This is a genomic window from Streptomyces sp. NPDC049915 (genome assembly GCF_040656475.1).
In the GTDB taxonomy this organism is placed as follows: domain Bacteria; phylum Actinomycetota; class Actinomycetes; order Streptomycetales; family Streptomycetaceae; genus Streptomyces.
This window is the reverse complement of record NZ_JBFAMH010000028.1, coordinates 1-22,555: the sequence shown is the minus strand read 5'-3', so window position 1 is coordinate 22,555 and position 22,555 is coordinate 1. Positions and strand designations below refer to the sequence as shown.

Genomic DNA, 22,555 nt, shown 5'->3' with positions numbered 1-22,555 from the left:
GGTGTGGGTGCGGGCCGGAAGGTTTCCGCAGCGTCCCGCGGGGGAGGGAGCAGGGGTGCCCAAGGTGTCCTCGGTGATCGTCCCGTATGCGGCATATCTGCGGGTGTACGAGCCGCTGGCCGCCTTCCCGGAGCCGGAGCGCGGCCACTGGGCGCGCTACGCCCGCCGCCCCGAGCGCCCCTCCTACCAGGAGGAACTCCGCCGCTCGCTGGCCGACCTGCTGCCCGTCCCGCCCGTCGCGGTGCCGGTGCACGAGAGCGACGACGCCTTCGTGCTGGAGGTGGACGGCGTGGTGTGTGTCTGCCCGTGGCGGACCCGGCTGCGCGGCTGGCAGGCGCTGGCCGGCCTGGGCGAGGAGCTGCCGAAGCCGGTGCTGGAGGCCGTCCTGCCCGAGGTGGTGCGCCGCCAGGCGGCCCAGGACTACGAGCGCTGGCGGGAGCGCAACCCCGACGCGAGGCCGTGGATCCACACGGCCACCTGGCAGGTGCCGCTGAACTGGTTCGTGCTGGTCTCCGACGAGGAGCGGGAGTACGACAAGGGCTCCGCGGCCCTGGCCCCGGTGCTGCGCTACCGCACTCCGATGGTGCAGGCCCGGCGCCGGGTCGCCCGGGCGCTGCGCACGCTGAAGGACACCATGGACGAGGGGCCGCTGGTGGAGGGCGTCATGGACGTGGGGCGCTGGCTGGAGGAGTTCCACCCGCGCTCCCTGGTGGAGCTGGACTACGGCGGCCTGGTCCACGCGCTGCCCGCGGGGGCGCTGGAGGACGACCACTCGGCCGCCGATGTGGCCGAGGGGATCGCGGCGCTGCGGCGCGGGGACGGGGTGGCGGCCGGCGCGGCCTACGGGCGGCTGGTGGAGCGCTGGCGGTCGGTGCGCGACCTGCGCTCGGCGAACTGACGTACCGCCAGGCCGTGTGCCGGAGGATCCAGAGGATCCGACAGAGGTTCGAGTGAAGTGAGGTGCGTCACGGCCGTGACGCACCTCACCGCGTACGGTCTACGCACCGGACGGACTCCGCACTACGCGAGTTGACGGGACGTAGGCCCCGATCCGGGCGTTTGCGTCAAGCGTGACAGACGGCACGTACATGCCCCTTGCGCCCGTTACCCGCCCTCGTGCCAAAATAGGACAAGGAGTCCGGGGAGGGCTCCTGCCGCCCAACTATGCTCCACTGTGGGCGGAATCTCAGCATTGCACGCTTTGGGGGGTCTGGTATCTCCTGACGCCACTGTGACTGATCGTCACAGTGGCGTGACTGTCCGCTATGGCATGGTCCATCGGCTTCCGTCGCTGATGAACACCTGGGAGGGCAATTCCATCGGTTTGGCCGACGCGGCTGGACAGATGGTGTAGTTGTAGTGCCGAGGACAAGCCGTTCGTCCTATAACCGACTCGACTCGCGTCCGCTCATTTCGGGCAACGCGGGTCAAGGTGCAGAATTTAGAGGAAAGAACCGAGAAGGTTCGGTTCTCCCGAGGAGGCCGCTCATGACCGCTCGCACCCCTGATGCCGAGCCGCTGCTGACCCCGGCTGAGGTCGCCACCATGTTCCGCGTCGACCCGAAGACGGTCACGCGCTGGGCGAAGGCCGGCAAGCTCACGTCGATCCGCACGCTCGGCGGGCACCGCCGCTACCGCGAGGCCGAGGTCCGCGCTCTGCTCGCGGGCATCCCGCAGCAGCGCAGCGAGGCCTGAACAACTGAATAACGGGCGAAACGCCAGGTCCCCCAACCTGTCGGACCGCCCGGAACCACAGCTCCAAGCGACGCGGGGACTGCCCCAACAGGCCCCACGCCCACACGGTACGAACGGGTGCGTCGTCGATCGCGCTGGACTCCGCCGGGTCCAGCGCGATCTTTTTTGTGCGCGTGGTGCGCACGGTGCGCGTCCCGGCGGGGGTCTGTGAGCGCCCTTGTCGGACTCTGGTGGGACTCTGCGGGGATGCCCTGACGAGGGTGCAATTGCACATATTAAATTGACGGGTTGTAGGAGTGGGGTAAGAACGGGCACTCCGGAAACTCGTGCGGTGACTCCCGTCACATGCCACTGTCCTTGTTGCCCGACGCCGCCGTGCGCTAATGGAGGCGCGGATTTCCAGCGTCCCACGCGGACAAGGGCGTTGGGCCCGGGTGCGCTCACGCCTCGCCGGGAGATTCGTCCTCTCCCGTCTCCAGGGTCTCGCCGGCCGGCTGCGGGCTCGCCGGCGCCGTGGCCAGCGCCAGCCGCTGCAGACGATGGCAGACCGGACAGCGGCGGGTCAGATGCCCGTACGACGACGCGGCCGACAGATGCGCCCGGAGCAGCGCTCGCGTCTCGTGCTTCACCGATGCCGCCATACGCCACCTCCGTCAGCCCCGCGCGGAACGGGTCCGTGCTTCTGGGGTACTGGCGGAATGTGACGCCGTCAAGGCCACGGGTCCCTGCCGGGCCGCGCCGGGCACAAGAGGAGCCGCAAGCTCCACGACCGCGACCCGGGGCCGCGGGGGCGTTTCTCGGCCGTTTGTATCGGCGGGTGCGGTGTGTGGAGGCACGCAAAAAGCCCGCCCCTTGCGGGACGGGCATCGCCGTGTCGGCGCAACGACTGAGGGCCCGTCCGATGGACGGGCCCTCGTACTGCGGTCCTGACGGGATTTGCTCTGCCGGATTGCGGCTGCGCCGCGGGCGCGGCCTCCACCTTGGCCGGGTGGCGGGGCGGTGCCTTCCCCTTGTGGGGCGGAACGACTGAGGGCCCGTCCGATGGACGGGCCCTCATGCTGCGGTCCTGACGGGATTTGAACCCGCGGCCTCCACCTTGACAGGGTGGCGAGCACTCCAAACTGCTCCACAGGACCAGGTGTTGCGGCGCTTGTCACTCCTGCGCTGCGAGAAGGACTCTACAGGAGGGTGAGCCCCTGGTCGAACTCACCCTCCGCACGCGCCCGGCTACGGTACGGCCGCGTCGATCGCCTTCACGATCCGCTTGTCGGAGACCGGGTAGGCGGTGCCCAGCGCGTGGGCGAAGTAGCTGACCCGGAGCTCCTCGATCATCCAGCGGATGTCCAGCACCGCCTGCGGCACCGGCCGCCCCTGCGGCATCTGCTCCCGCAGCCACGCGTACTCGTCCTGCATCTCGTGGACCTTCTCCATGCGCGTGGTGTCCCGCTGCACGTTCGTCGGCATCTGCTGCAGCCGCCGGTCCGCCGCGATCAGATACCGCATCAGGTCCGGCAGCCGCCGCAGCCCCGTCGCCGTCACGAAGCCCGGCTTCACCAGGGCGTCCAGCTGCTTGCGTACGTCCTGCAGGTTCGCCAGCAGCGCCGGGCTGCGCAGGCCCTTCAGGCGGCGCTCGCAGGCCTGCCAGGCGGCCAGCACCTGCTGGACCTGGCCGACCGTGCGCACGGTCGTGTCCACGATCTCCGCGCGCACCTTGTCGTACAGCTTGCGGTAGGACTCCTCGTCCCACACCGGCCCGCCGAAGTCCGCGATCAGCTTGTCCGCCGCCGCCATCGCGCAGTCGTCGAACAGCGCCTGGATCGAACCGTGCGGATTCGCCGACAGCGCGAGCTTCTGGGCGTTCGTCAGACGATCGCTCGCGAATTTCGCCGGGTTGACCGGGATGTTGCGCAGGATCAGCCGGCGCATGCCCTTCCACATCGCCTCCGCCTGCTCCGCCTCCGTGTCGAAGAGGCGCACGGAGACCGTGTCACCGTCGTCCACCAGAGCCGGGTAGGCCTTCACCGGCTGCCCGGCGCGGCGGGTCTCGAAGACGCGGGTGAGCGAGCCGATCGTCCAGTCCGTCAGCCCCTTGCGCTCCAGCGACTCGCCGCCCTGCCGGGAGGCGGTCGCCGCCGCGGCCTGGGAGAGGGCCTTGCGTGCTTTCGGCTTCAGCTGGAGCTTCAGCGCCTGAAGGTCCTTGTCCTCGGCCAGCTTGCGGCGCCGTTCGTCGACGATCCGGAAGGTGATCTGCAAATGGTCGGGGACCCTCGCCCAGTCGAAGTCCTCCGCCTCGAAGGGAACGCCGACCATGCGCTTCAGCTCACGGGCCATCGTCGTGGTCAGCGGCTCCTGAAGAGGCGTCGCCCTCTCGAGGAACGCCTTCGCATAGTTCGGCGCGGGCACGTAGTGACGGCGGATCGGCTTGGGCAGGGAGCGGATCAGCTCGGTGACCAGCTCCTCCCTGAGGCCCGGGATCTGCCAGTCGAAGCCCTCGTCGGTGACCTGGTTGAGGACCTGGAGCGGGATATGGACCGTCACACCGTCCGCGTCCGCGCCCGGCTCGAACTGGTACGTCACCCGGAACTTCAGCTCGCCCTGCCGCCAGGAGTCGGGGTAGTCGGCCTTGGTGACCGCCTCCGCCGACTCCCGGATGAGCATCTCCCGCTCGAAGTCCAGGAAGTCCGGCTGCTCCTGCCGTTTGCGCTTCCACCAGGAGTCGAAGTGCGCACCGGAGACGACGTGTTCGGGCACCCGCTGGTCGTAGAAGTCGAACAGCGTCTCGTCGTCCACGACGATGTCACGGCGGCGGGCCCGGTGCTCCAGCTCCTCGACCTCGCTCAGGAGCCTGCGGTTGTCCGAGAAGAACTTGTGGTGCGTGCGCCAGTCGCCCTCCACCAGGGCGTTGCGGATGAACAGCTCGCGGCTGGCCTCGGGGTCGATCCGGCCGTAGTTCACCTTGCGCTGGGCGACGATCGGCACGCCGTACAGCGTGACCTTCTCGTACGCCATCACCGCGGCCTGGTCCTTCTCCCAGTGCGGTTCGCTGTACGTCCGCTTGATCAGATGGCCGGCGAGCGGCTCCACCCACTCCGGTTCGATCTTCGCGTTGACCCGCGCCCACAGGCGGGACGTCTCGACGAGCTCCGCGGACATCAGGAAGCGCGGCTGCTTCTTGAACAGCGCCGAACCCGGGAAGATCGCGAACTTGGCGTTGCGGGCGCCCAGGTACTCGTTCTTGTTGCCGTCCTTGACGTCCTTCATCCCGACGTGGGACAGCAGACCGGCCAGCAGCGAGACGTGGACGCGGTCGGCGGGGGCATCGTCCTCGTTGACGTGGATGCCCATCTGCTTGGCGACCGTGCGCAGCTGCGTGTAGATGTCCTGCCACTCGCGAATGCGGAGGAAGTTGAGGTACTCCTGCTTGCACATCCGGCGGAAGGAGCTGGAGCCGCGCTCCTTCTGCTGCTCGCGGATGTACCGCCACAGGTTGAGGTAGGCGAGGAAGTCGCTGGTCTCGTCCTTGAAGCGGGCGTGCTGCTGGTCGGCCTGGGCCTGCTTGTCGGCGGGGCGCTCACGCGGGTCCTGGATGGACAGGGCCGCCGCTATGACCATGACCTCGCGGACGCAGCCGTTCTTGTCGGCCTCCAGGACCATCCGGGCCAGACGCGGGTCGACGGGCAGCTGGGCGAGCTTGCGGCCGGTGTCGGTCAGGCGCTTGCGCGGGTCCTTCTGCGCCGGGTCCAGGGCGTGCAGCTCCTGGAGCAGCTGGACGCCGTCGCGGATGTTGCGGTGGTCCGGCGGATCGATGAAGGGGAACTTCTCGATGTCGCCGAGGCCGGCGGCGGTCATCTGCAGGATGACGGAGGCCAGGTTCGTTCGGAGGATCTCGGCGTCCGTGAACTCCGGGCGGGCCTCGAAGTCCTCCTCGCTGTACAGGCGGATGCAGATGCCGTCGGAGGTACGGCCGCAGCGGCCCTTGCGCTGGTTGGCGCTGGCCTGGGAGATCGGCTCGATCGGCAGCCGCTGCACCTTGGTGCGGTGGCTGTAACGGCTGATCCGGGCGAAGCCGGGGTCGATGACGTACTTGATGCCGGGGACGGTCAGCGAGGTCTCGGCGACGTTGGTCGCCAGAACGATCCTGCGCCCGGTGTGCGGCTGGAAGACGCGGTGCTGCTCGGCGTGCGAGAGCCGCGCGTACAGCGGGAGGACCTCCGTGAACCTGTACTGCTTCTTCGTCAGCGCGTCCGCCGTGTCCCGGATCTCGCGCTCACCGGAGAGGAAGACCAGGATGTCACCCTTGCCCTCCGCCATCAGCTCCTCGACGGCGTCCGTGATCGCGGTGATCTGGTCGCGGTCGGCGTCGTCCCTGTCCTCCTCCAGCAGCGGCCGATAGCGCACCTCGACCGGGTACGTCCGCCCGCTGACCTCGATGATCGGGGCGTCACCGAAGTGCCGCGAGAAACGCTCGGGGTCGATGGTGGCCGAGGTGATGACGACCTTGAGGTCGGGACGCTGCGGCAGGAGCTGGGCGAGGTAGCCGAGCAGGAAGTCGATGTTCAGGGACCGCTCGTGGGCCTCGTCGATGATGATCGTGTCGTAGGCGCGCAGCTCGCGGTCGGTCTGGATCTCGGCGAGCAGGATGCCGTCCGTCATCAGCTTGATGAAGGTGGCGTCCGGGTTCACCTGGTCGGTGAAGCGGACCTTCCAGCCGACGGCCTCACCGAGGGGGGTCTTCAGCTCGTCCGCGACGCGCTCGGCGACGGTGCGGGCGGCGATCCGGCGCGGCTGGGTGTGGCCGATCATGCCGCGCACGCCCCGGCCCAGCTCCAGGCAGATCTTCGGGATCTGAGTGGTCTTGCCGGAGCCCGTCTCACCGGCGACGATGACGACCTGGTGGTCGCGGATGGCCGCCGCGATGTCGTCCTTCTTCTGGCTGACGGGCAGTTGCTCGGGATAGGTGATCGCGGGCACGCGCTCGCGGCGGGCGCTCATCCGCTCCTCGGCCTTGCCGACCTCGGCCTCGATCTCGGCGAGGACGGCGGCGCGGGCCTCCGGCTTGCGGATCTTGCGCGCGCCTTCGAGCCTGCGGCCGAGCCGGTGCGCGTCACGCAGGGACAGCTCGGTCAGTCGGGGCGCGAGAGCGCCGAGGGCGGGGGCAGGGTGCGTAGACATACGCGATCCAGGATCTCACCTCGCCCAAAAGACTGGCGAACGATTTGCTCCGGACGCCGAGCGGGGGACGCCGGCGGGTGTGGACAGGGTCACGTGGCCGGAAGTTGATCATTCGGTGACCGGACCTTTATGTTGATCGCGACCGCTCCACGGGGGATGCGGGATCCGCCATCGACGCAGGCCACAGGCCGTGCAGGGCTCCCTCGCACGCTCACCCCAGGGGCTTCGACCATCCATCACCCAACGGGGACCGCTCTCACCTGCCCGGACACCGCGCAGGTCGGCTGAGCGGCTGAATCGGGGAGTTTCCATGACCACGTTCACCCAGTGGAAGCGCGCTGCCGCCCTGGCCGTGCTGCCGGCCGTCGGCGCGCTGGCGTTCACGGGCGTCAGTGCGGGCCAGGCCCAGGCCGCCACCGCCCACTTCTACAAGTGCGACAAGACGGCGACGTCCATCCCGCGCAAGAAGGTGACGTCGCACTGCTACGTCATCACGAGCGTCGGCACGAAGAAGGCCGGCCAGCACCGCGCCAAGGCGGTCTGCGACCAGGACCACGGCACCGGCCCCTTCATCCACTCCCGCCTGGTCACCGTCCACGGCCCGTGGGTCGCCCTGGGCAAGAAGTCCTCGGTCACCTGCCCCCTGCGCTCCACGCTGGTCGCGGGCTACACCGAGACCAGGTAACGCACACGAGAACACCCCCTCCGGAATCCCGGAGGGGGTGTTTGCCCCGATAGGGCTGTTGTGGCTGGGGCCGGGGTCGAACCGGCGACCTATCGCTTTTCAGGCGATCGCTCGTACCAACTGAGCTACCCAGCCACGAGGTTTCACGTGAAACCTCAGCGGTCCTGACGGGATTTGAACCCGCGGCCTCCACCTTGACAGGGTGGCGAGCACTCCAAACTGCTCCACAGGACCAAGTGGTGTCTGCGCTTGCCTTCGGCTGACGCCTAGGACAGTGTCGCACACGATACTGCGTGCCCCCAACGGGATTCGAACCCGTGCTACCGCCTTGAAAGGGCGGCGTCCTAGGCCGCTAGACGATGAGGGCTATCGGCCCGCCTGGGCGCTTCTCAGCGCGTCGGGGACGTGAGAAGCATATGGGATGGCGGGGGGTATCGCCAAAACGGTTTCAGGGGCGGCTGGGCGACGGTGATGACGGGGCGGGGGCCGACGGCGACGACGGGGACGGTGAGCCGCCGGGCTGGTTCTCCTTCGGCAGGTGGCGGCTGACCTCGGCCGTCGTCAGGCCCAGCCCGCCCAGTTCGATCTCGTCCCAGGCCTGCAGGCGGTGGGTGCCACGGTCCAGGTAGAGGATCGACGCCTCGATCGGGTCCGGATGCTTGCCCTCCACCGCGCGCAGACCACTGCCGCCCGTGGAGCCCTCGACGCGCAGACGCGTGCCGTACGGCAGCAGTTCGGTCGCCTCGTGGTGGATGTGGCCGGCCAGGACCAGCGGCACCTCGCCGTCCGTCTGGCGGGCCGCGACCGGTTCATGGGCGATCGCGATGTCCACCGGCGTGCCCTTGGCCTTCTGGTCGCGCAGGGCGGTGGCGAGGCGGGCGCCGGCCAGCTCCTCCGCCGCGTCGCCGCCCGGCTCGACCGCGCGGTCGGGGGTGTACTGCGGATCGCCGGTGCCGGCGAAGCGCAGGCCGGCGACGGACACGGCCCGGCCGGCGTCCAGGACGTGGACGTTCTTCATGTGCTCCAGGTAGTCCTGCGTCGTCGTCGAGTCGTGGTTGCCCCGGACCCAGACGTAAGGCGCGCCGAGGTCCGGGATCGGGTCCAGGAAGCCGTTCTCCGCCGCCGTGCCGTGGTCCATGGTGTCGCCGGAGTCGACGATCACATCGACCTTGTACTGCTGCACCAGCGAGCCGATGATCTTCCAGCTGGCCGGGTTGAGGTGGATGTCGGAGACGTGCAGGACGCGGATCGTCGTCGGGTCGGGCTGGTAGGCGGGGAGCGTGGAGGTGACGTCGTACAGCTTGGTCACGTTGGTCACCAGGCGGGCCAGTTCCTTCTGGTAGACGTCGAATTCCGTGACGATGTTGCGCGCGTTGCCCACCAGCGAGGGCGCCGAGGAGAGCAGGCCCGAGAACTTCGGTTCCAGGACGGACTTGGGGTTCCAGGTCGCGTACGCCGTCACTCCGCAGGCGGTCAGGAGGGCGAGCGCGAGGCCGCCGGCGGCCAGGGCGCGGCGGGGGCGGCGGTAGACGGCCAGGCCCAGGGCCGTCGCGCCGATGACGACGGCCACGCAGGAGCGCAGGGCCAGGTCGAGGGTGCCGTGCTCGACGTCCCGGGCGACCTCGTCCTGGAGCCCGGAGATGCGTTCGGGGTGGTCGACCAGGGCCTGGGCACGGTCGGGGTCGAGCTGGTCGACGTTCACGTCCAGCCGTACCGGGGCGATGTGGCTGTCCAGGTGCAGCGCACCGAGCGGCGAGACGTTGATCTTCGTGCCGCCGGTCAGGGAGGGACGCAGCGTCATGGTCGTGTCCATGGGGCCGACGGGCGCCCGGACGTCACCGACGACCAGCAGGCCCAGCCAGGCGCCGAGCAGTACGACCGCGATCAGGCCGCAGGCGCGGAGCCAGGGGGAGGGCTGGTCGTCGAGGGTGAGTGGGGCCGGGCGGGGTCGCTTCGTACGGTGACGGGCTGCGGGCAGGACGCGGACCATTGGTGCCGTATGCCCAAGTGCGGGTGCGGGTATGCGGCGCCGTACGACGGCCGGGTGGGGGCGTCGTACCGGACAATGGCGGTGTGCTGGAGATGACGCGCGAGGAGTTCGAGGAACTGGTCGCCGAGGCGCTCGACCGGATTCCGCCGGAGCTGACGCGGCTGATGGACAACGTGGCGGTGTTCGTCGAGGACGAACCGCCGGCGGATGATCCCGAGCTGCTCGGGCTGTACGAGGGCACCCCGCTGACCGATCGCGGGGAGTGGTACGCCGGGGTGCTGCCGGACCGCATCACCGTCTACCGGGGGCCGACTCTGCGGTTCTGCGAGAGCCGCGCGGAGGTCGTGAAGGAGGTCGAGATCACCGTGGTGCACGAGATCGCGCACCACTTCGGGATCGACGACGCGCGGCTGCACAGCCTGGGCTACGGGTAGGCCTTACGGCCCCTGCGTGCGCCCGGACGGCGGGGCCCCGGGCGTGTCCTCTTGCGGGCGGCGGGAGTTGGGCACATCGACTCTCCCTCATCCCGGAGGTGGCTGCCCGTGCGCCCCTTGTACGTACCCGTCCGCCTGGCCGCCACGGTCATCGCCGTGGCCGCGGCCGCCGGCTGCATGAGCGTGGGGGACCAGGACGGAGGCCAGGCCAGGCCGTCGCACTCGGCGGGGGCGCGGGGCGGTGAAGGTCCCGACGGTGGCGTGGCGGTGTCCGGGGGCGGTGCCGGTGGAGCCGGGTCCGGTCGTGACGCCCACGGGCACGGGCACGGTGACGCCAAGGACGGCGGGGGCGCGTCCGGCGACCCCGCAACGGCGTCGGCCGTGCCCACGGGCACGCCGTCGCAGGCGGTCGGCGGCCGGCCCTCGGCGGCGCCGCAGCCCCCGCGCCCGCCCGAGCCGTCGCCCACCGCAGCGCAGCCGACCCCCACGCACACCACGCCCGCGCCGGAGCCCACGCCGGAGCCGTCCCAGCCGCCGGCCACCTCCGAGCCGCCGGCCCCGCAGCCCTCCTCGTCCGCGCACGAGGGGACCGGGCCGCAGCTGACGCAGCGCGAGCCGGCACCGCTGGCCGGGGCTCCGGTGTGAGCCGGGGCCGGAGGTCCGCGCCCGGTGTCCCTGCCCTCGGTGTGAGCAGCGGCTCATCCACGCGGTTTGCCTTGGGTGGCCCGAGGTGCGTATGGTGGTAGATCGTTTGATCCCATTTGCCCGGCGCCAACGCAGAAGCGCGCCGTGTGGCGCGTACTCTCCCTTGCCGTGGCGGACCGCATCGAGGCGGTCGTGTGCGAATCACGGAGTTGACGGGCGCGTGCCGACGAGACTCCGGAAGGTTTCGCATTCGCATGTCCATCGCCAGTACTGATCACGCCGTCGTGTCCGAGGACAACGGTTCCCAGGACATCCCTCAGGACACCACCCCCGAGCTCACCTTCGCCGACCTCGGCCTCCCCGAGGGCGTCGTGCGCAAGCTCGCGCAGAACGGCGTGACCACCCCCTTCCCGATCCAGGCCGCGACCATCCCGGACGCCCTGGCCGGCAAGGACATCCTCGGCCGGGGCCGCACCGGCTCCGGCAAGACCCTCTCCTTCGGTCTGCCGACCCTGGCCCGCCTGGCCGGCAGCCGCACCGAGAAGCACAAGCCGCGCGCGGTCATCCTCACCCCGACCCGTGAGCTCGCGATGCAGGTCGCGGACGCCCTCCAGCCGTACGGTGACGTCCTCGGCCTCAAGATGAAGGTCGTCTGCGGCGGTACGTCGATGGGCAACCAGATCTACGCCCTGGAGCGCGGCGTCGACGTCCTCGTCGCCACCCCGGGCCGCCTGCGCGACATCATCAACCGCGGCGCCTGCTCCCTGGAGAACGTCGAGGTCGCCGTCCTCGACGAGGCCGACCAGATGTCCGACCTGGGCTTCCTGCCCGAGGTCACCGAGCTGCTCGACCAGATCCCGGCCGGCGGCCAGAGGATGCTGTTCTCGGCCACGATGGAGAACGAGATCTCCACGCTGGTCAAGCGCTACCTGAGCGACCCGGTCACGCACGAGGTCGACAGCGCCCAGGGCAATGTCACGACGATGTCGCACCACATCCTGATCGTGAAGCCCAAGGACAAGGCGCCGGTCACCGCCGCGATCGCCTCCCGCAAGGGCCGCACCATCATCTTCGTGCGCACCCAGCTCGGCGCCGACCGCATTGCCGAGCAGCTGCGGGACGCCGGTGTGAAGGCCGACGCGCTGCACGGCGGCATGACGCAGGGCGCCCGCACCCGGACCCTGGCCGACTTCAAGGACGGGTACGTCAACTGCCTCGTCGCCACCGACGTCGCCGCGCGCGGCATCCACGTCGACGGCATCGACCTGGTGCTCAACGTCGACCCGGCCGGCGACCACAAGGACTACCTGCACCGTGCGGGCCGTACCGCGCGTGCGGGCCGTACCGGCACGGTCGTCTCCCTCTCCCTGCCGCACCAGCGCCGCCAGATCTTCCGCCTGATGGAGGACGCCGGCGTGGACGCCGCGCGCCACATCATCCAGAGCGCCGGTGCCTTCGAGCCGGAGGTCGCCGAGATCACCGGCGCCCGTTCGATGACCGAGGTCCAGGCCGAGTCCGCGGGCAACGCCGCGACCCAGGCCGAGCGCGAGGTCGCCCAGCTCACCAAGGAGCTCGAGCGCGCCCAGCGGCGTGCGACGGAGCTGCGCGAGGAGGCCGACCGGCTGGTCGCCCGGGCGGCGCGCGAGCGGGGCGAGGACCCGGCCGCGGCCGTCGAGGCCGCCGCGGCGCAGGTCGTGGCCGAGGTGTCGGTGCCGGAGCAGCCGGGTGCCGAGGACGTGGACCGCGCCGAGCGCGCCGAGCGTCCGGCGGCGGCGCCGTACGAGCGCCGTGAGCGCCGGGACGGCGACCGTGGCGGTGACCGCGGTGGCTTCCGCCGGGACGACCGCCGCGACGACCGCCGTTCGTACGACCGTGACGACCGTCGTCCGCAGGACCGCGACGACCGTCGTTCCTTCGACCGCCGGGACCGTGAGCGCGGTTTCGACCGCCGGGAAGGCGAGCGGGGCGACCGTGGCGGTGACCGCGGTGGTTTCCGCCGTGAGGAGCGTCGTCCGTTCGACCGCGACCGTGGTGGCCGTACCTTCGAGCGCCGCGACGGCGAGCGCAACGACCGTGGCGACCGCGGTGACCGCAACGACCGTGGCGGTGACCGCGGCGGCTTCCGCCGTGACGACGAGCGTGGCGGCTTCCGCCGTGACGAGCGTCGTCCGGTCGACCGCGACCGTGGCGGCCGTACCTTCGAGCGCCGCGACGACCGCGGTGGCTTCCGTCGCGACGAGCGTGGTGGCCACCGTGGCAACGACCGCCCGTTCAACCGCGACCGCCGCGACGACCGCCCGGGCTTCCGCACCGGCGGCCACGAGCGTCCCTACGGCCGCCGTGACGAGCACCGTGGCGGCTCCTCCTCCCCCTCCTCCTCCTTCGGCCGCCGCGACGACAAGCCGCGCTGGAAGCGCAACGGCTGACGCACGCAACGGCTGACGCACGCAACGGCTGACGCACGCAACGGCTGACGCACGCAACGGCTGACGCCGGCGCACCGGCTGACGGTGTCGCAGCACTGAGGTGAAGGCCCGTACGACTTCGGTCGTGCGGGCCTTTCCGCATCCCTCCCGAGGGTCGCGAACCGGTCCACAGCCGACACTTCCGGCCCCGGCCGGCCGTCCGACGCGGCCGCGTCAGCGATACCCGATCGGCGACGCGGGCTCGTCCCGCTATGCTCGGGGAGGCAACATCGCCCGGGCCCTTAGCTCAATTGGCAGAGCAGTGGACTTTTAATCCATTGGTTGTGGGTTCGAGTCCCACAGGGCCTACGCATGCGGGGGAGGGGTTCATCCCCTCCCGCCCGCCCCCAGCGCCCGGACCGGTCCGACCGGCCCGGGCGCTGTCGCGTCAGCTCAGCAGATGACGGTTCGGCTCGCGTGCCGCCGCTTCGAACTCCGGCAGTACCACCACGTCCACGCCCGCGGCCGTCAGTGCGCCGCTGCCGTCGGCGCCGGGGACGAAGGTGTCCGGCTCGCGCCAGGCCGTCACCACCCGGCGCACCCCTGCCCGCAGGATCAGCTCCGCGCAGGGATGGGGGCGGGAGGCGCGGTGGGTGCAGGGTTCCAGGCTGGTGTACACCGTGGCGGTGGGCAGGCGGGGGTCGTCCGCCGGGATCTTGGCGAGGGCCGCTTCCTCGGCGTGGACCGTGGGGTCGCCGGCCTCGCGGGAGTGGCCGCGGGCCAGTTCGGTGCCGTCGGCCGCGACGATCACCGCGCCGACGCTGAACGCCGTGCCGGAGGGCGGGCACCGGTCCGCCAGCTCGCAGGCCAGGCGCAGCCAGTGGCGGTCGGCGGGGGCGGCGCCGGTGCCCGTGCCGGGGGCGGTGGGCGCGTAGCGCATGAGGACGACGTCCTCGATCTGCCGCGTCTGCAGCAGGCGCAGGCGGCCCCTCTGGTAGGCGCCGGGGCCGAAGAGGCGGGGGGCGCCGGGGTCGCCGACGAGGAGCGGGGACAGCACCAGCTGGAGTTCGTCGGCCAGCTGCTGCTGGAGCAGTTGGGTGTGGATCGTGCCGCCGCCCTCGACCATCAGGCGCCGCACGCCCCGGGCGTCGTGCAGATGGTCGAGGAGGCGGGGCCAGTCCAGGTCGTGGCCGAGGGGGACGATGTCCGCGCGGATGCCGGCCCGGCTCGCCCGCTCGGCGCCTTCCAGCGTCGTGTAGAGCACCTTCTCGCCGCCCGTGTGCCAGAAGTTCGCCGCCGGGTCCAGGTCGCCGGAGGCGGAGACGGTGACCTTCAGGGGGTACTCGGGGAGGCCGGCCGCCACGCGGGCCGCCCGCCGCTCGGGCGAGTTGACCAGCAGCCGCGGGTTGTCGGCGCGCAGGGTGCCGGCGCCGATGAGGATCGCGTCGACGGACGCGCGGACCTCGTCGACACGGTCGAAGTCGGCCGGGCCGGACAGCAGCAGACGGTCGGGGCCGGTGTCGTCCAGGCAGCCGTCGAGGGAGACGGCCGCGGACAGCAGGACGTACGGGTGGGGCATCGCGCTCCCCGGCGGGTGAGGTGACGGACACGGCTTGGTTCAAGTTTGAAACAAACCTACACTGGCGGCATGACGACCCGCTGGCTCACCCCCGACGAGCAGCGTGCCTGGCGCGCCTACCTCGCGGCCACGCACCTTCTGGAGGACGCGCTGGACCGGCAGCTCCAGCAGGACGCCGGCATGCCGCATCTGTACTACTCCATCCTGGCCACCCTGTCCGAGGCGCCCGAGCGGCGGCTGCGGATGACCGACCTCGCCGAGGCGCTGAAGATCACCCGCAGCCGGCTGACGTACGCGGTGACCCGGCTGGAGAAGGACGGGCTGGTGGCGCGCGAGAGCTGCCCGTCGGACAAGCGGGGCAGCATCGCCGTCCTGACCGGTGAGGGGCTGGCCCACGTCGAGCGCGCGGCCCCCGGCCATGTGGAGACGGTCCGGGCCGCGCTGTTCGACCATCTCGGCGCGGAGCAGGTCGGGCAGCTGGAGGAGATCTGCGCGGGGATCACACGGGCGCTGCAGGGGGCGGACGCAGAGGACGTCCCCTGGCGCCGGCGGTCCGCGCCACCGTGCGGGTGAGTCACGTCATACCCGGCAGCTCTGCGGCGCCGCGTATTGCTTCAAGTTTCAAGCAGAGGTAAGGTCCCGTTCTGAGATTCTGCTTCAAATCTGAAGCAGCCGGACGGAACCCGGAGCACCCGCATGGCCGACGCCCCCGCTGTCCCCGCCGCCACCCCGCGCGCCCGCGTCCGGGTCCCGCTGCACTTCGCCGACGGCTACCGCGCCGACGCCGAACTGGTCACCTTCCACGGCCTCGTCGACGGCCGCGAACACGTGGCCGTCGTCCTCGGCGAACCGGGCGCGGTCCCGCTCGTCCGGCTGCACTCCGAGTGCCTGACCGGCGACGTCTTCGGCTCCGCCCGCTGCGACTGCGGCCCCCAGCTGCGCGAGGCCGTCGAACGCATCGCCGACCGCGGAGGTGTCCTGCTCTACCTGCGCCAGGAGGGACGCGGCATCGGCCTCTACAACAAGCTCGACGCCTACGCCCTCCAGGACCAGGGCCTGGACACCTACACCGCCAACGCCGCCCTCGGCCTGCCCGAGGACGCCCGCGACTACACCGCCGCCGCACAGATGCTCACCGCCCTCGGGATCGGGTCGCTGGATCTGCTGTCCAACAACCCCGACAAGGCCGGCCAGCTGCGCACCCTCGGTCTCGACGTCCGCGACCGGGTGCCGACCGGTGTCTTCTCCACCCCGCACAACGTGCGCTACCTGCGCGCCAAGGTCCTGCAGACCCAGCACACGCTGCCCCTCGCCGAGCTGGCGGACCGCGGCGTGAGCTGAGCGCGGAGGGTCCGGCGGGACGCCGGGTGACCCCCTGGAGGAACGTGGTCGTCGGGTGCCCCGCGGATGACGTACACTGGAGTCACAACGACGCGGGGTGGAGCAGCTCGGTAGCTCGCTGGGCTCATAACCCAGAGGTCGCAGGTTCAAATCCTGTCCCCGCTACTGAAGGCCGAGGGCCGGAAGCCGAAAGGTTTCCGGCCCTCGGTTTTTCTGTCGGCCGGCTCCTGCGCGCCTGCCGCCCGGCGTCATCCGGTCGGCCCTCACCGCTCGCCGCCCGCGCCCGCACCGGAAAACCTGGACGGGCGGGACGACGACCGGCAGGGACGGTGGGAGACGAGCGGTGCGGCTTGGTGACGCGACGGACGACGGGCCGTACCCCCGAACCGACGGGCGCGTTCCCGAGGCCGGGAGGGACTCCCTGGCCGACGAGTGGGTTCCCGACGCCGGGACCGGCTCCGCGGCCCGCGGCTGCGCCACCGGTCCCCAGGCCGACGGACGCGCCCCCGCCCTCGATCTCGGCCCCGGCGTACGCGCCCCCGGTGCCCCCGTGCGGCTGCCAGGTGCCCCTGTGCCCGACGCAGGCCCCTGGGGCGGTGCGGAGCCGCGGCCCGAGGAGGGCCGGAGGATCTCCGTCGCGCGGGCCTTCGTCCGCATCCTGCCGGCGCTGCTGATCGCCGCCGGCGCGGTCTACGACTACTGCACCCCGTCCGACTTCACCGCGGCCCCCTTCTTCACCGCCGCGCCCCTGGTCGCCGCCCCGCTCTACAGCCGCCGCGGCACCGCGCTCACCGGGCTCGCCGCCGTCGCCGTCGTGCTCGGCCTGCACCTGACGATCGGCATCGTCTGGCACACCGACGCCGTCACCGAGCTGGTGACGGTCGCCACGGTCGCCGTCCTGGCCGTCCTGATCAACGCCCTCGCGCGCCGCAGCAGCGAGCAGCTCGCCTCCGCGCGCGAGGTCGCCGAGGCCGCCCAGCGCGCCGTACTGCCCGAACCCGCCGAGCGGATCGGCGGGTTCCAGATCGCCGCCTGCTACGAGGCCGCCCGCGCCGACGCCTTCATCGGCGGCGATCTGTACGCCGTGCAGGACAGCCCGTTCGGCGTCCGGCTGATCGTCGGGGACGTGCGCGGCAAGGGGATGGGCGCGGTCGCCGCCGTGGCCGTGGTCATCGGGGCGTTCCGGGAGGCCGCCGAGCAGGAGGCCACCTTGGAGGCGGTCGCCCAGCGGCTGGAGCAGGCGCTGGCCCGGGAGGGCGCCCGGCGCGACGGGCTGGACGCGTTCGAGGGGTTCACCACCGCCGTCCTCGCCGAACTCCCGCACGGCGACTGGGTGGTCCGCGTCCTCAACCGCGGCCATCCGCCGCCGGTGCTGCTGTACGCCGACGGCCCCCTGCGCACGCTGCTGCCCGCCGAACCCGCGTTGCCGCTCGGCATGGGCGAGCTGGGTCCCTGGCCCGACCGCACGGAACTGGCCGCCCTTCCCGGCGGCGCCACGCTGCTGCTGTACACCGACGGCCTCTCCGAGAGCCGCGACCGCCACGGCCGCTTCTACGACGTCGAGGCGCGGCTCACCGGACGTGTCGTCACCGAGCCCGGCGCCCTGCTCGCCGCCGTCGCGAAGGATGTCCGGCGGCACTCCGGCGGCGGCATGGCGGACGACATGGCGCTGCTCGCCGTACGCCGACCGTGAAGGTCACCATGCGTGAGCGGATGAGCGCCCTCTGCATAACAATTGATGCACCATCACCGAAACAAGGTTTTGGACGTGACGCCTGAGGGGCGGTCAAGTCGCCCCTTTTGCGCCGGTCATGGCGTGAAAGTCCAAGCCAAGAATGTTAATGATCAAGACGAACGGCTTGGAATCCGGCTGCCGGGTCATTAACGTTCGATAACGCAGCGCGGTCGTCCCAGCCGTCACAAGAGACGGCTCCGTGCTCACGCGCCGAATCCCGTAGGGAACCGGGGAACCACCACTTTGGGGTGAATCTCGCGTCAGCCGCCGTCGATCGACGGCCGGTATACGCGCGTAGGAGACCTTCCTGCTCCGAACCCGTCAGCTAACCCGGTAGGCGAGACGGAAGGAAAGGAGTACGCCCGCGTGGCGTCCAACCGGCCTGCCCCGACAGCCCCGTCCGTGCCGAACCAGCAGGGCCCCGAGACCTTGGTCTACGGCGGCCACCGCACCGACGAGGGCCCTTGGGAGGAGTGGAATCCCACCGAGGAGTCCGTCCGTTCCGTCCGTGGCCGGCACCGCGTCGCCAAGCAGCGCGGCGGACTCGCCCGCAGCTCCACCGTGCTCGGCGTCGGCGTCATCGCCGCCGTCGGCGCGGGCGGCATGGCCAGCGCGCAGACCGGCAAGCCGCCGGTCTCCATCTCCATGCCCGACCTCCCCTCGGTCGGCTCGCTCATCTCCGACCACGAGGACGACCGGCCCCAGGGCTCCGCCACCCCGCTCACCGACATCGGCGTCACCTCCGACGACGACGGGCAGCAGGCCGCCGGCGCCGGTGAGGCGCTGCGCAACCGGATCATGGCGCAGGCCGAGTCGCAGCAGGTCCAGGTCGACGTCAAGGCGCAGGCCGCCGCCGAGGCCGCTGTCGTCAAGCAGGCCGCCGAGGCCGCAGCGCAGGCCGAGAAGGAGGCCGCCGCCAAGGCCGCCGCCGCGAAGGAGAAGGCGGAGGAGGAGGCGAAGAAGAAGGCCGAGGCCGAGCGCCTCGCCGAGCTCGCCAAGCAGTACGCGCTGCCGACCTCCTCGTACACCCTCACCTCGCGCTTCGGGCAGGCCGGCTCCATGTGGTCCTCCGGCTACCACACCGGCCTGGACTTCGCCGCTCCCACCGGCACGCTGATCAAGGCCATCCACAGCGGCACCATCACCGAGGCGGGCTGGGCCGGTTCCTACGGCTACCGCACGATCCTCACCCTCGACGACGGCACCGAGCTGTGGTTCTGCCACCAGTCGTCGATCAGCGTCAGCGTCGGGCAGAAGGTCGCCACCGGGGACGTCATCGGCCGCGTGGGCGCCACCGGCAACGTCACCGGCCCGCACCTGCACCTGGAGGTGCACCCCGACGGGCAGGCCTCCGGCATCGATCCCATGGCGTGGCTGCAGGACAAGGGCCTCAACCCCTGACACCTCGCCCGGCTCCCGATCCCCGGCGGTCCTGACGGCACACCCCCCGACGTCAGGGCTGCCGGTTCGTGTGCGCCGACTTGTTGGCACGTTGTTGGTTTCCGTGCGGAATGGGTCGATGACGCCGGGGTGTTGAAACGGAGCATGACTGCTCTTCGCAAGCTCGGTGCGTCCCACCTCGAGGTCTTCCCGCTCGCCCTCGGCGGCAACGTCTTCGGCTGGACCGCCGACGAGACGACCTCCTTCGCCGTCCTCGACGCCTACACCGCCGCCGGCGGCAACTTCATCGACACCGCCGACGCCTACTCCGCCTGGGTCGAGGGCAACCAGGGCGGGGAGTCCGAGACGATCATCGGCAGCTGGATCAAGGCCCGCGGCAACCGCGACGACGTCGTCATCGCCACCAAGGTCAGCCAGCACCCCGAGTACCGGGGACTGAGCGCGGCGAACATCGAGGCCGCCGCCGACGCCTCCCTGCGCCGCCTCGGCACCGACCACATCGACCTCTACTACACCCACTACGACCAGCCCGACGTGCCGGTCGAGGAGATCATCGGCGCCCTGGACGAGCTGGTGAAGGCCGGCAAGGTCCGCCATATCGCCGCCTCCAACATCTCCGCCGAGCGCCTGCGGGCCTCCCTGGAGTTCTCCGACCGCGAGGGCCTCGCCCGGTACGTGGCGCTCCAGCCGCACTACAACCTCGTCTCGCGCGACACCTACGAGGGCGACCTCCAGGACGTCGCCGCCGGCGCCGGCCTCGCCGCCGTCCCGTACTACGCGCTGGCCTCCGGCTTCCTCACCGGCAAGTACCGGCCCGGGGCGAGCGTGGACAGCCCGCGGGCGGGCGGCGCCGCGCAGCACCTGAACTCCGAGCGCGGCCGCGCGGTCCTCACCGCTCTGGACGAGGTCGCCCAGGCTCATGACGTCCCCGTGGCCACGGCCGCCCTCGCCTGGCTCGCCGCGCAGCCGACGGTCGCCGCCCCCATCGCCTCGGCCCGCACCACGGACCAGCTCCCGGCGCTGCTGGGCGTGGCGGAGCTGACCCTGACGGACGTGGAGCTGGCACGGCTGACGCGGGCGTCGGCCTGACCGACGCTCTCCGGCGTCCGCGGCGCGTTGACGGTTGCGGTTGCTATGACCGGTAGGGGTTGTATGCCGGATGCGCCGGATGGGCTCCGTAACCGGCGTGTCCCGCGTACCCCGCCTGTCCGGCGTACGGCGGATGCGGCCGGGCCGCCCCGGGACCGGGCCACGGCTGCGCGGGCCAGGGCTGCATCACCGGTACCGGGGGCGCGGCAGCCCGGGCCGCGTACTCCAGCGCCGGCCGGGCGAGCGCCCGCAGCCGCCACACCTCGTTCAGCAGCTCCCTCTCCCGTACGACGAAGTCGGCGCCGGCGCGGCCGAGGCGGCCCCGGTGCCGCAGGAACGCCAGAGACGTCGCGTAGGCCTCGTAGCGTGCGACCTCCTTGGCGGCCGGCTTGCCCAGGTGGTGGGCGGCGTACTCGCGGGCCATGCGGCGCGCCCGCATCGAGCCCAGCGCGAACGGCTCGGCGGGCGCGAGCCAGCCCGCGGCGACGTAGGCGGGCAGCTCCTCGCGCACGGTGCGCAGCTCGCGCTGCCGGGTCCAGATCACCAGCCAGGTCAGCAGCCCGAACGCGGGCATCATGAAACCGCCGTACACGGCGAAGAAGCCGAACGGGCCGAAGGACGCCGAGCCGTTCCACAGGGCGTGCATGCCCATGGCGAGCAGCAGCCCGCCCAGCGGGAGCAGGACGCGGAGCAGGCGCCGGCCCTCGCCGGACAGCGCGGCGATGCCGAAGCCGATGCCGGTCATGGTGGTGAACAGCGGGTGCGCGAACGGCGACATGATCACGCGGACGAAGAAGGTCGCCGCGGTGACCGAGGCGATGCCCCGGCCGCCGGTGAGCTGGTCGGTGCCGAAGGCGGTGCCGAGGTAGAGGATGTTCTCGGTGAACGCGAAGCCGGTCGCGGTGACACCGGCTATCACCACGCCGTCGACGATCCCGGTGAAGTCGCGTCTGCGGAAGAGGAAGACGAGCAGGACGGCGGCGGCCTTCGCCGACTCCTCCACGATCGGCGCTATCACCGTCGCGCCGAGGGTGTCCGCGCCGGAGGGGTCCGCGGTTGCCGTCGCTATCCACTTCGTCGCGAAGCTGTTGGCGACGATCGCTATCAGGGCCGCCGCGCAGGCGCCCCAGGCGAACGAGAACAGCAGGTTCCGCCAGGGGCCGGGCTCCACCCGGTCCAGCCAGCGGAAGGCGGTCAGCAGCAGCGGTACGGGGAAGACGGCGAGCCCCAGCCCGACCAGGAAGCCCTCGGTGCCGGTCTGCTCGCGCACCAGCGCGAGGATGACCAGACCGGACAGGGCGAGCAGCGTGATGAGCGCGCCGTACCGCACCCCTCTGCGCTGCCACCAGTGCGGGTGATGGAGCGCACCGTCGCCGGGGCCGCTGGGGTATGTCGGATACGGGGGACTCGTGGCCACGGCAATGACCCTAACGAGGGAGAGCGTCGCTCGCGACGTTGACGGTGGCGTCAGTCCGGATCTTGGTCGTCCCGCGGATGCGGTACGCGGCGGAAGAGCAGGTCGTTCACGACGTGGCCCTTGTCCAGGCCCTGGCCCTCGAAACGGGTCACCGGCCGGAAGGCGGGGCGCGGCGCGAAGCCGCCGTCCGGCTGGGTGTTCTCGAAGTCGGGGTGCGCGGTGAGCACCTCGAGCATCTGCTCGGCGTAGGGCTCCCAGTCCGTGGCGCAGTGCAGGATCGCCCCCGGCTTCAGCCGGGTCGCGGAGAGGGTGAGGAACTCCGGCTGGATCAGGCGGCGCTTGTGGTGCCGCTTCTTGGGCCACGGGTCCGGGAAGAAGACGCGCAGGCCGTCCAGCGCGTCGGGGGTGAGCATCTCGCGCAGCAGGATGATCGCGTCGCCGTTGCCGACGCGGATGTTGGACAGGCCGTGGTGGTCGGCGAGGTTCAGCAGATTGCCCTGGCCGGGGGTGTGCACGTCCACGGCGAGGATGTTGGTGCCGGGGTCGGCTGCGGCCATCTGCGCGGTGGCCTCGCCCATGCCGAAGCCGATCTCCAGCACGACAGGGTTGTCGTTGCCGAACAGCTCGGTCAGGTCGAGGGTGCGCTGCCCGTCGATGTCCAGCCCCCACTTGGGCCACAGCCGCTGCAGGGCGTCCGCCTGCCCGGCGGTGACCCGGCTGCGGCGCGGCTGGAAGCTGCGGATGCGCCGCTCGAAGTGCGAACCGGCGGGGTCGGCCTTCGGCCCGTCCGGGAACCGCGGCTCACCCGTGGCCCGGGTGTGCCGCACGGAGACGCCGGGCTCCGCTGCGGGGGTGGGCCGGTGGGTTTCGGGAGCGTTGAGGGAGTCAGACACAGTGGGATCGATTGTACGGAGGCGCGTTGCGGTGTGCGGGGCGCGGCTTGTGGGGGGGGGGGGGGGGCGCGGTT

17 protein-coding genes, 6 tRNA genes and 1 riboswitch are annotated in these 22,555 nt (G+C 71.4%); of the genes, 13 read left to right on the top strand and 10 right to left on the bottom strand.

Annotation, left to right across the window (positions count from 1 at the left end):
• The first annotated feature begins 55 nt into the window (after positions 1 to 55).
• Together AB0J12_RS32785 and bldC are read left to right on the top strand one after the other, a co-directional pair.
• A complete protein-coding gene (locus tag AB0J12_RS32785) occupies positions 56 to 898 on the top strand; it encodes a hypothetical protein (RefSeq protein ID WP_363268243.1) in 843 nt (280 codons plus the stop codon).
• Positions 899 to 1,488: 590 nt separating this feature from the next.
• Complete coding sequence (gene bldC, locus AB0J12_RS32780; protein WP_003949541.1) at positions 1,489 to 1,695, top strand: developmental transcriptional regulator BldC; 207 nt, start codon at positions 1,489 to 1,491, stop codon at positions 1,693 to 1,695.
• Positions 1,696 to 2,135: 440 nt separating this feature from the next.
• Here the strand turns inward: bldC and AB0J12_RS32775 are convergent, their stop codons facing one another.
• The 3 genes from AB0J12_RS32775 to hrpA form a co-directional block, all read right to left on the bottom strand.
• On the bottom strand, positions 2,136 to 2,336 hold the full coding sequence (locus AB0J12_RS32775) for a DUF6274 family protein (RefSeq protein WP_363268242.1): 201 nt from the start codon (positions 2,334 to 2,336) through the stop codon (positions 2,136 to 2,138).
• Positions 2,337 to 2,756: 420 nt separating this feature from the next.
• Positions 2,757 to 2,831 (bottom strand) — tRNA-Asp (locus AB0J12_RS32770).
• Between the two features lie 91 nt (positions 2,832 to 2,922).
• Positions 2,923 to 6,867, bottom strand: coding sequence for an ATP-dependent RNA helicase HrpA (gene hrpA / locus AB0J12_RS32765; protein WP_363268241.1), 3,945 nt, complete (start codon positions 6,865 to 6,867; stop codon positions 2,923 to 2,925).
• A gap of 310 nt (positions 6,868 to 7,177) precedes the next feature.
• Between hrpA and AB0J12_RS32760 the strand changes: the two genes are divergently transcribed.
• Positions 7,178 to 7,552, top strand: coding sequence for a hypothetical protein (locus AB0J12_RS32760; protein ID WP_363268240.1), 375 nt, complete (start codon positions 7,178 to 7,180; stop codon positions 7,550 to 7,552).
• Between the two features lie 61 nt (positions 7,553 to 7,613).
• Here the strand turns inward: AB0J12_RS32760 and AB0J12_RS32755 are convergent.
• The 4 genes from AB0J12_RS32755 to AB0J12_RS32740 form a co-directional block, all read right to left on the bottom strand.
• Positions 7,614 to 7,687 (bottom strand) — tRNA-Phe (locus AB0J12_RS32755).
• Positions 7,688 to 7,711: 24 nt separating this feature from the next.
• Positions 7,712 to 7,786: transfer RNA gene (locus AB0J12_RS32750), tRNA-Asp, on the bottom strand.
• 60 nt (positions 7,787 to 7,846) lie between these two features.
• Positions 7,847 to 7,919: transfer RNA gene (locus AB0J12_RS32745), tRNA-Glu, on the bottom strand.
• Between the two features lie 81 nt (positions 7,920 to 8,000).
• On the bottom strand, positions 8,001 to 9,542 hold the full coding sequence (locus AB0J12_RS32740) for a metallophosphoesterase (RefSeq protein ID WP_363268239.1): 1,542 nt from the start codon (positions 9,540 to 9,542) through the stop codon (positions 8,001 to 8,003).
• 83 nt (positions 9,543 to 9,625) lie between these two features.
• Here AB0J12_RS32740 and AB0J12_RS32735 point away from each other — a divergent pair, with 83 nt between their 5' ends.
• The 4 genes from AB0J12_RS32735 (at position 9,626) to AB0J12_RS32720 (ending at position 13,395) form a co-directional block, all read left to right on the top strand.
• On the top strand, positions 9,626 to 9,976 hold the full coding sequence (locus tag AB0J12_RS32735; protein ID WP_363268238.1) for a metallopeptidase family protein: 351 nt from the start codon (positions 9,626 to 9,628) through the stop codon (positions 9,974 to 9,976).
• 108 nt (positions 9,977 to 10,084) lie between these two features.
• On the top strand, positions 10,085 to 10,621 hold the full coding sequence (locus AB0J12_RS32730; protein WP_363268237.1) for a hypothetical protein: 537 nt from the start codon (positions 10,085 to 10,087) through the stop codon (positions 10,619 to 10,621).
• Between the two features lie 254 nt (positions 10,622 to 10,875).
• Positions 10,876 to 13,047, top strand: a complete 2,172-nt coding sequence (locus AB0J12_RS32725; protein ID WP_363268236.1) for a DEAD/DEAH box helicase — start codon at positions 10,876 to 10,878, stop codon at positions 13,045 to 13,047.
• A 275-nt stretch (positions 13,048 to 13,322) separates the two neighbouring features.
• Positions 13,323 to 13,395: transfer RNA gene (locus tag AB0J12_RS32720), tRNA-Lys, on the top strand.
• Between the two features lie 79 nt (positions 13,396 to 13,474).
• On the opposite strand, the gene AB0J12_RS32715 is transcribed toward AB0J12_RS32720, so the two are convergent.
• Positions 13,475 to 14,605: a dihydrofolate reductase family protein gene (locus AB0J12_RS32715; protein WP_363268235.1), complete on the bottom strand. Its 1,131-nt coding sequence runs from the start codon at positions 14,603 to 14,605 to the stop codon at positions 13,475 to 13,477.
• A gap of 69 nt (positions 14,606 to 14,674) precedes the next feature.
• Between AB0J12_RS32715 and AB0J12_RS32710 the strand changes: the two genes are divergently transcribed.
• The 6 genes from AB0J12_RS32710 (at position 14,675) to AB0J12_RS32685 (ending at position 20,171) form a co-directional block, all read left to right on the top strand.
• Positions 14,675 to 15,178 carry a MarR family transcriptional regulator gene (locus AB0J12_RS32710; protein ID WP_363268234.1) on the top strand — a complete coding sequence of 168 codons (504 nt, stop codon included), beginning with the start codon at positions 14,675 to 14,677 and terminating at the stop codon, positions 15,176 to 15,178.
• Between the two features lie 123 nt (positions 15,179 to 15,301).
• Entirely contained in the window at positions 15,302 to 15,946 is a 645-nt protein-coding gene (gene ribA / locus AB0J12_RS32705; RefSeq protein WP_363268233.1) for a GTP cyclohydrolase II, read from the top strand.
• Between the two features lie 91 nt (positions 15,947 to 16,037).
• Positions 16,038 to 16,111, top strand: a tRNA-Met gene (locus AB0J12_RS32700).
• 463 nt (positions 16,112 to 16,574) lie between these two features.
• Complete coding sequence (locus AB0J12_RS32695) at positions 16,575 to 17,639, top strand: PP2C family protein-serine/threonine phosphatase (RefSeq protein WP_363268307.1); 1,065 nt, start codon at positions 16,575 to 16,577, stop codon at positions 17,637 to 17,639.
• A gap of 240 nt (positions 17,640 to 17,879) precedes the next feature.
• Positions 17,880 to 18,036: riboswitch (cyclic di-AMP (ydaO/yuaA leader) on the top strand.
• A gap of 11 nt (positions 18,037 to 18,047) precedes the next feature.
• A complete protein-coding gene (locus AB0J12_RS32690) occupies positions 18,048 to 19,082 on the top strand; it encodes a M23 family metallopeptidase (RefSeq protein WP_363268232.1) in 1,035 nt (344 codons plus the stop codon).
• Between the two features lie 144 nt (positions 19,083 to 19,226).
• The gene (locus AB0J12_RS32685; RefSeq protein ID WP_363268231.1) at positions 19,227 to 20,171 is read left to right on the top strand and encodes an aldo/keto reductase; all 945 of its coding nucleotides are present in this window, start codon (positions 19,227 to 19,229) and stop codon (positions 20,169 to 20,171) included.
• Positions 20,172 to 20,214: 43 nt separating this feature from the next.
• Here the strand turns inward: AB0J12_RS32685 and AB0J12_RS32680 are convergent, their stop codons facing one another.
• Together AB0J12_RS32680 and trmB are read right to left on the bottom strand one after the other, a co-directional pair.
• A complete protein-coding gene (locus AB0J12_RS32680; RefSeq protein WP_363268230.1) occupies positions 20,215 to 21,588 on the bottom strand; it encodes a PrsW family intramembrane metalloprotease in 1,374 nt (457 codons plus the stop codon).
• 50 nt (positions 21,589 to 21,638) lie between these two features.
• Positions 21,639 to 22,481, bottom strand: coding sequence for a tRNA (guanosine(46)-N7)-methyltransferase TrmB (gene trmB / locus AB0J12_RS32675; protein ID WP_363268229.1), 843 nt, complete (start codon positions 22,479 to 22,481; stop codon positions 21,639 to 21,641).
• Positions 22,482 to 22,555 lie beyond the last annotated feature (74 nt).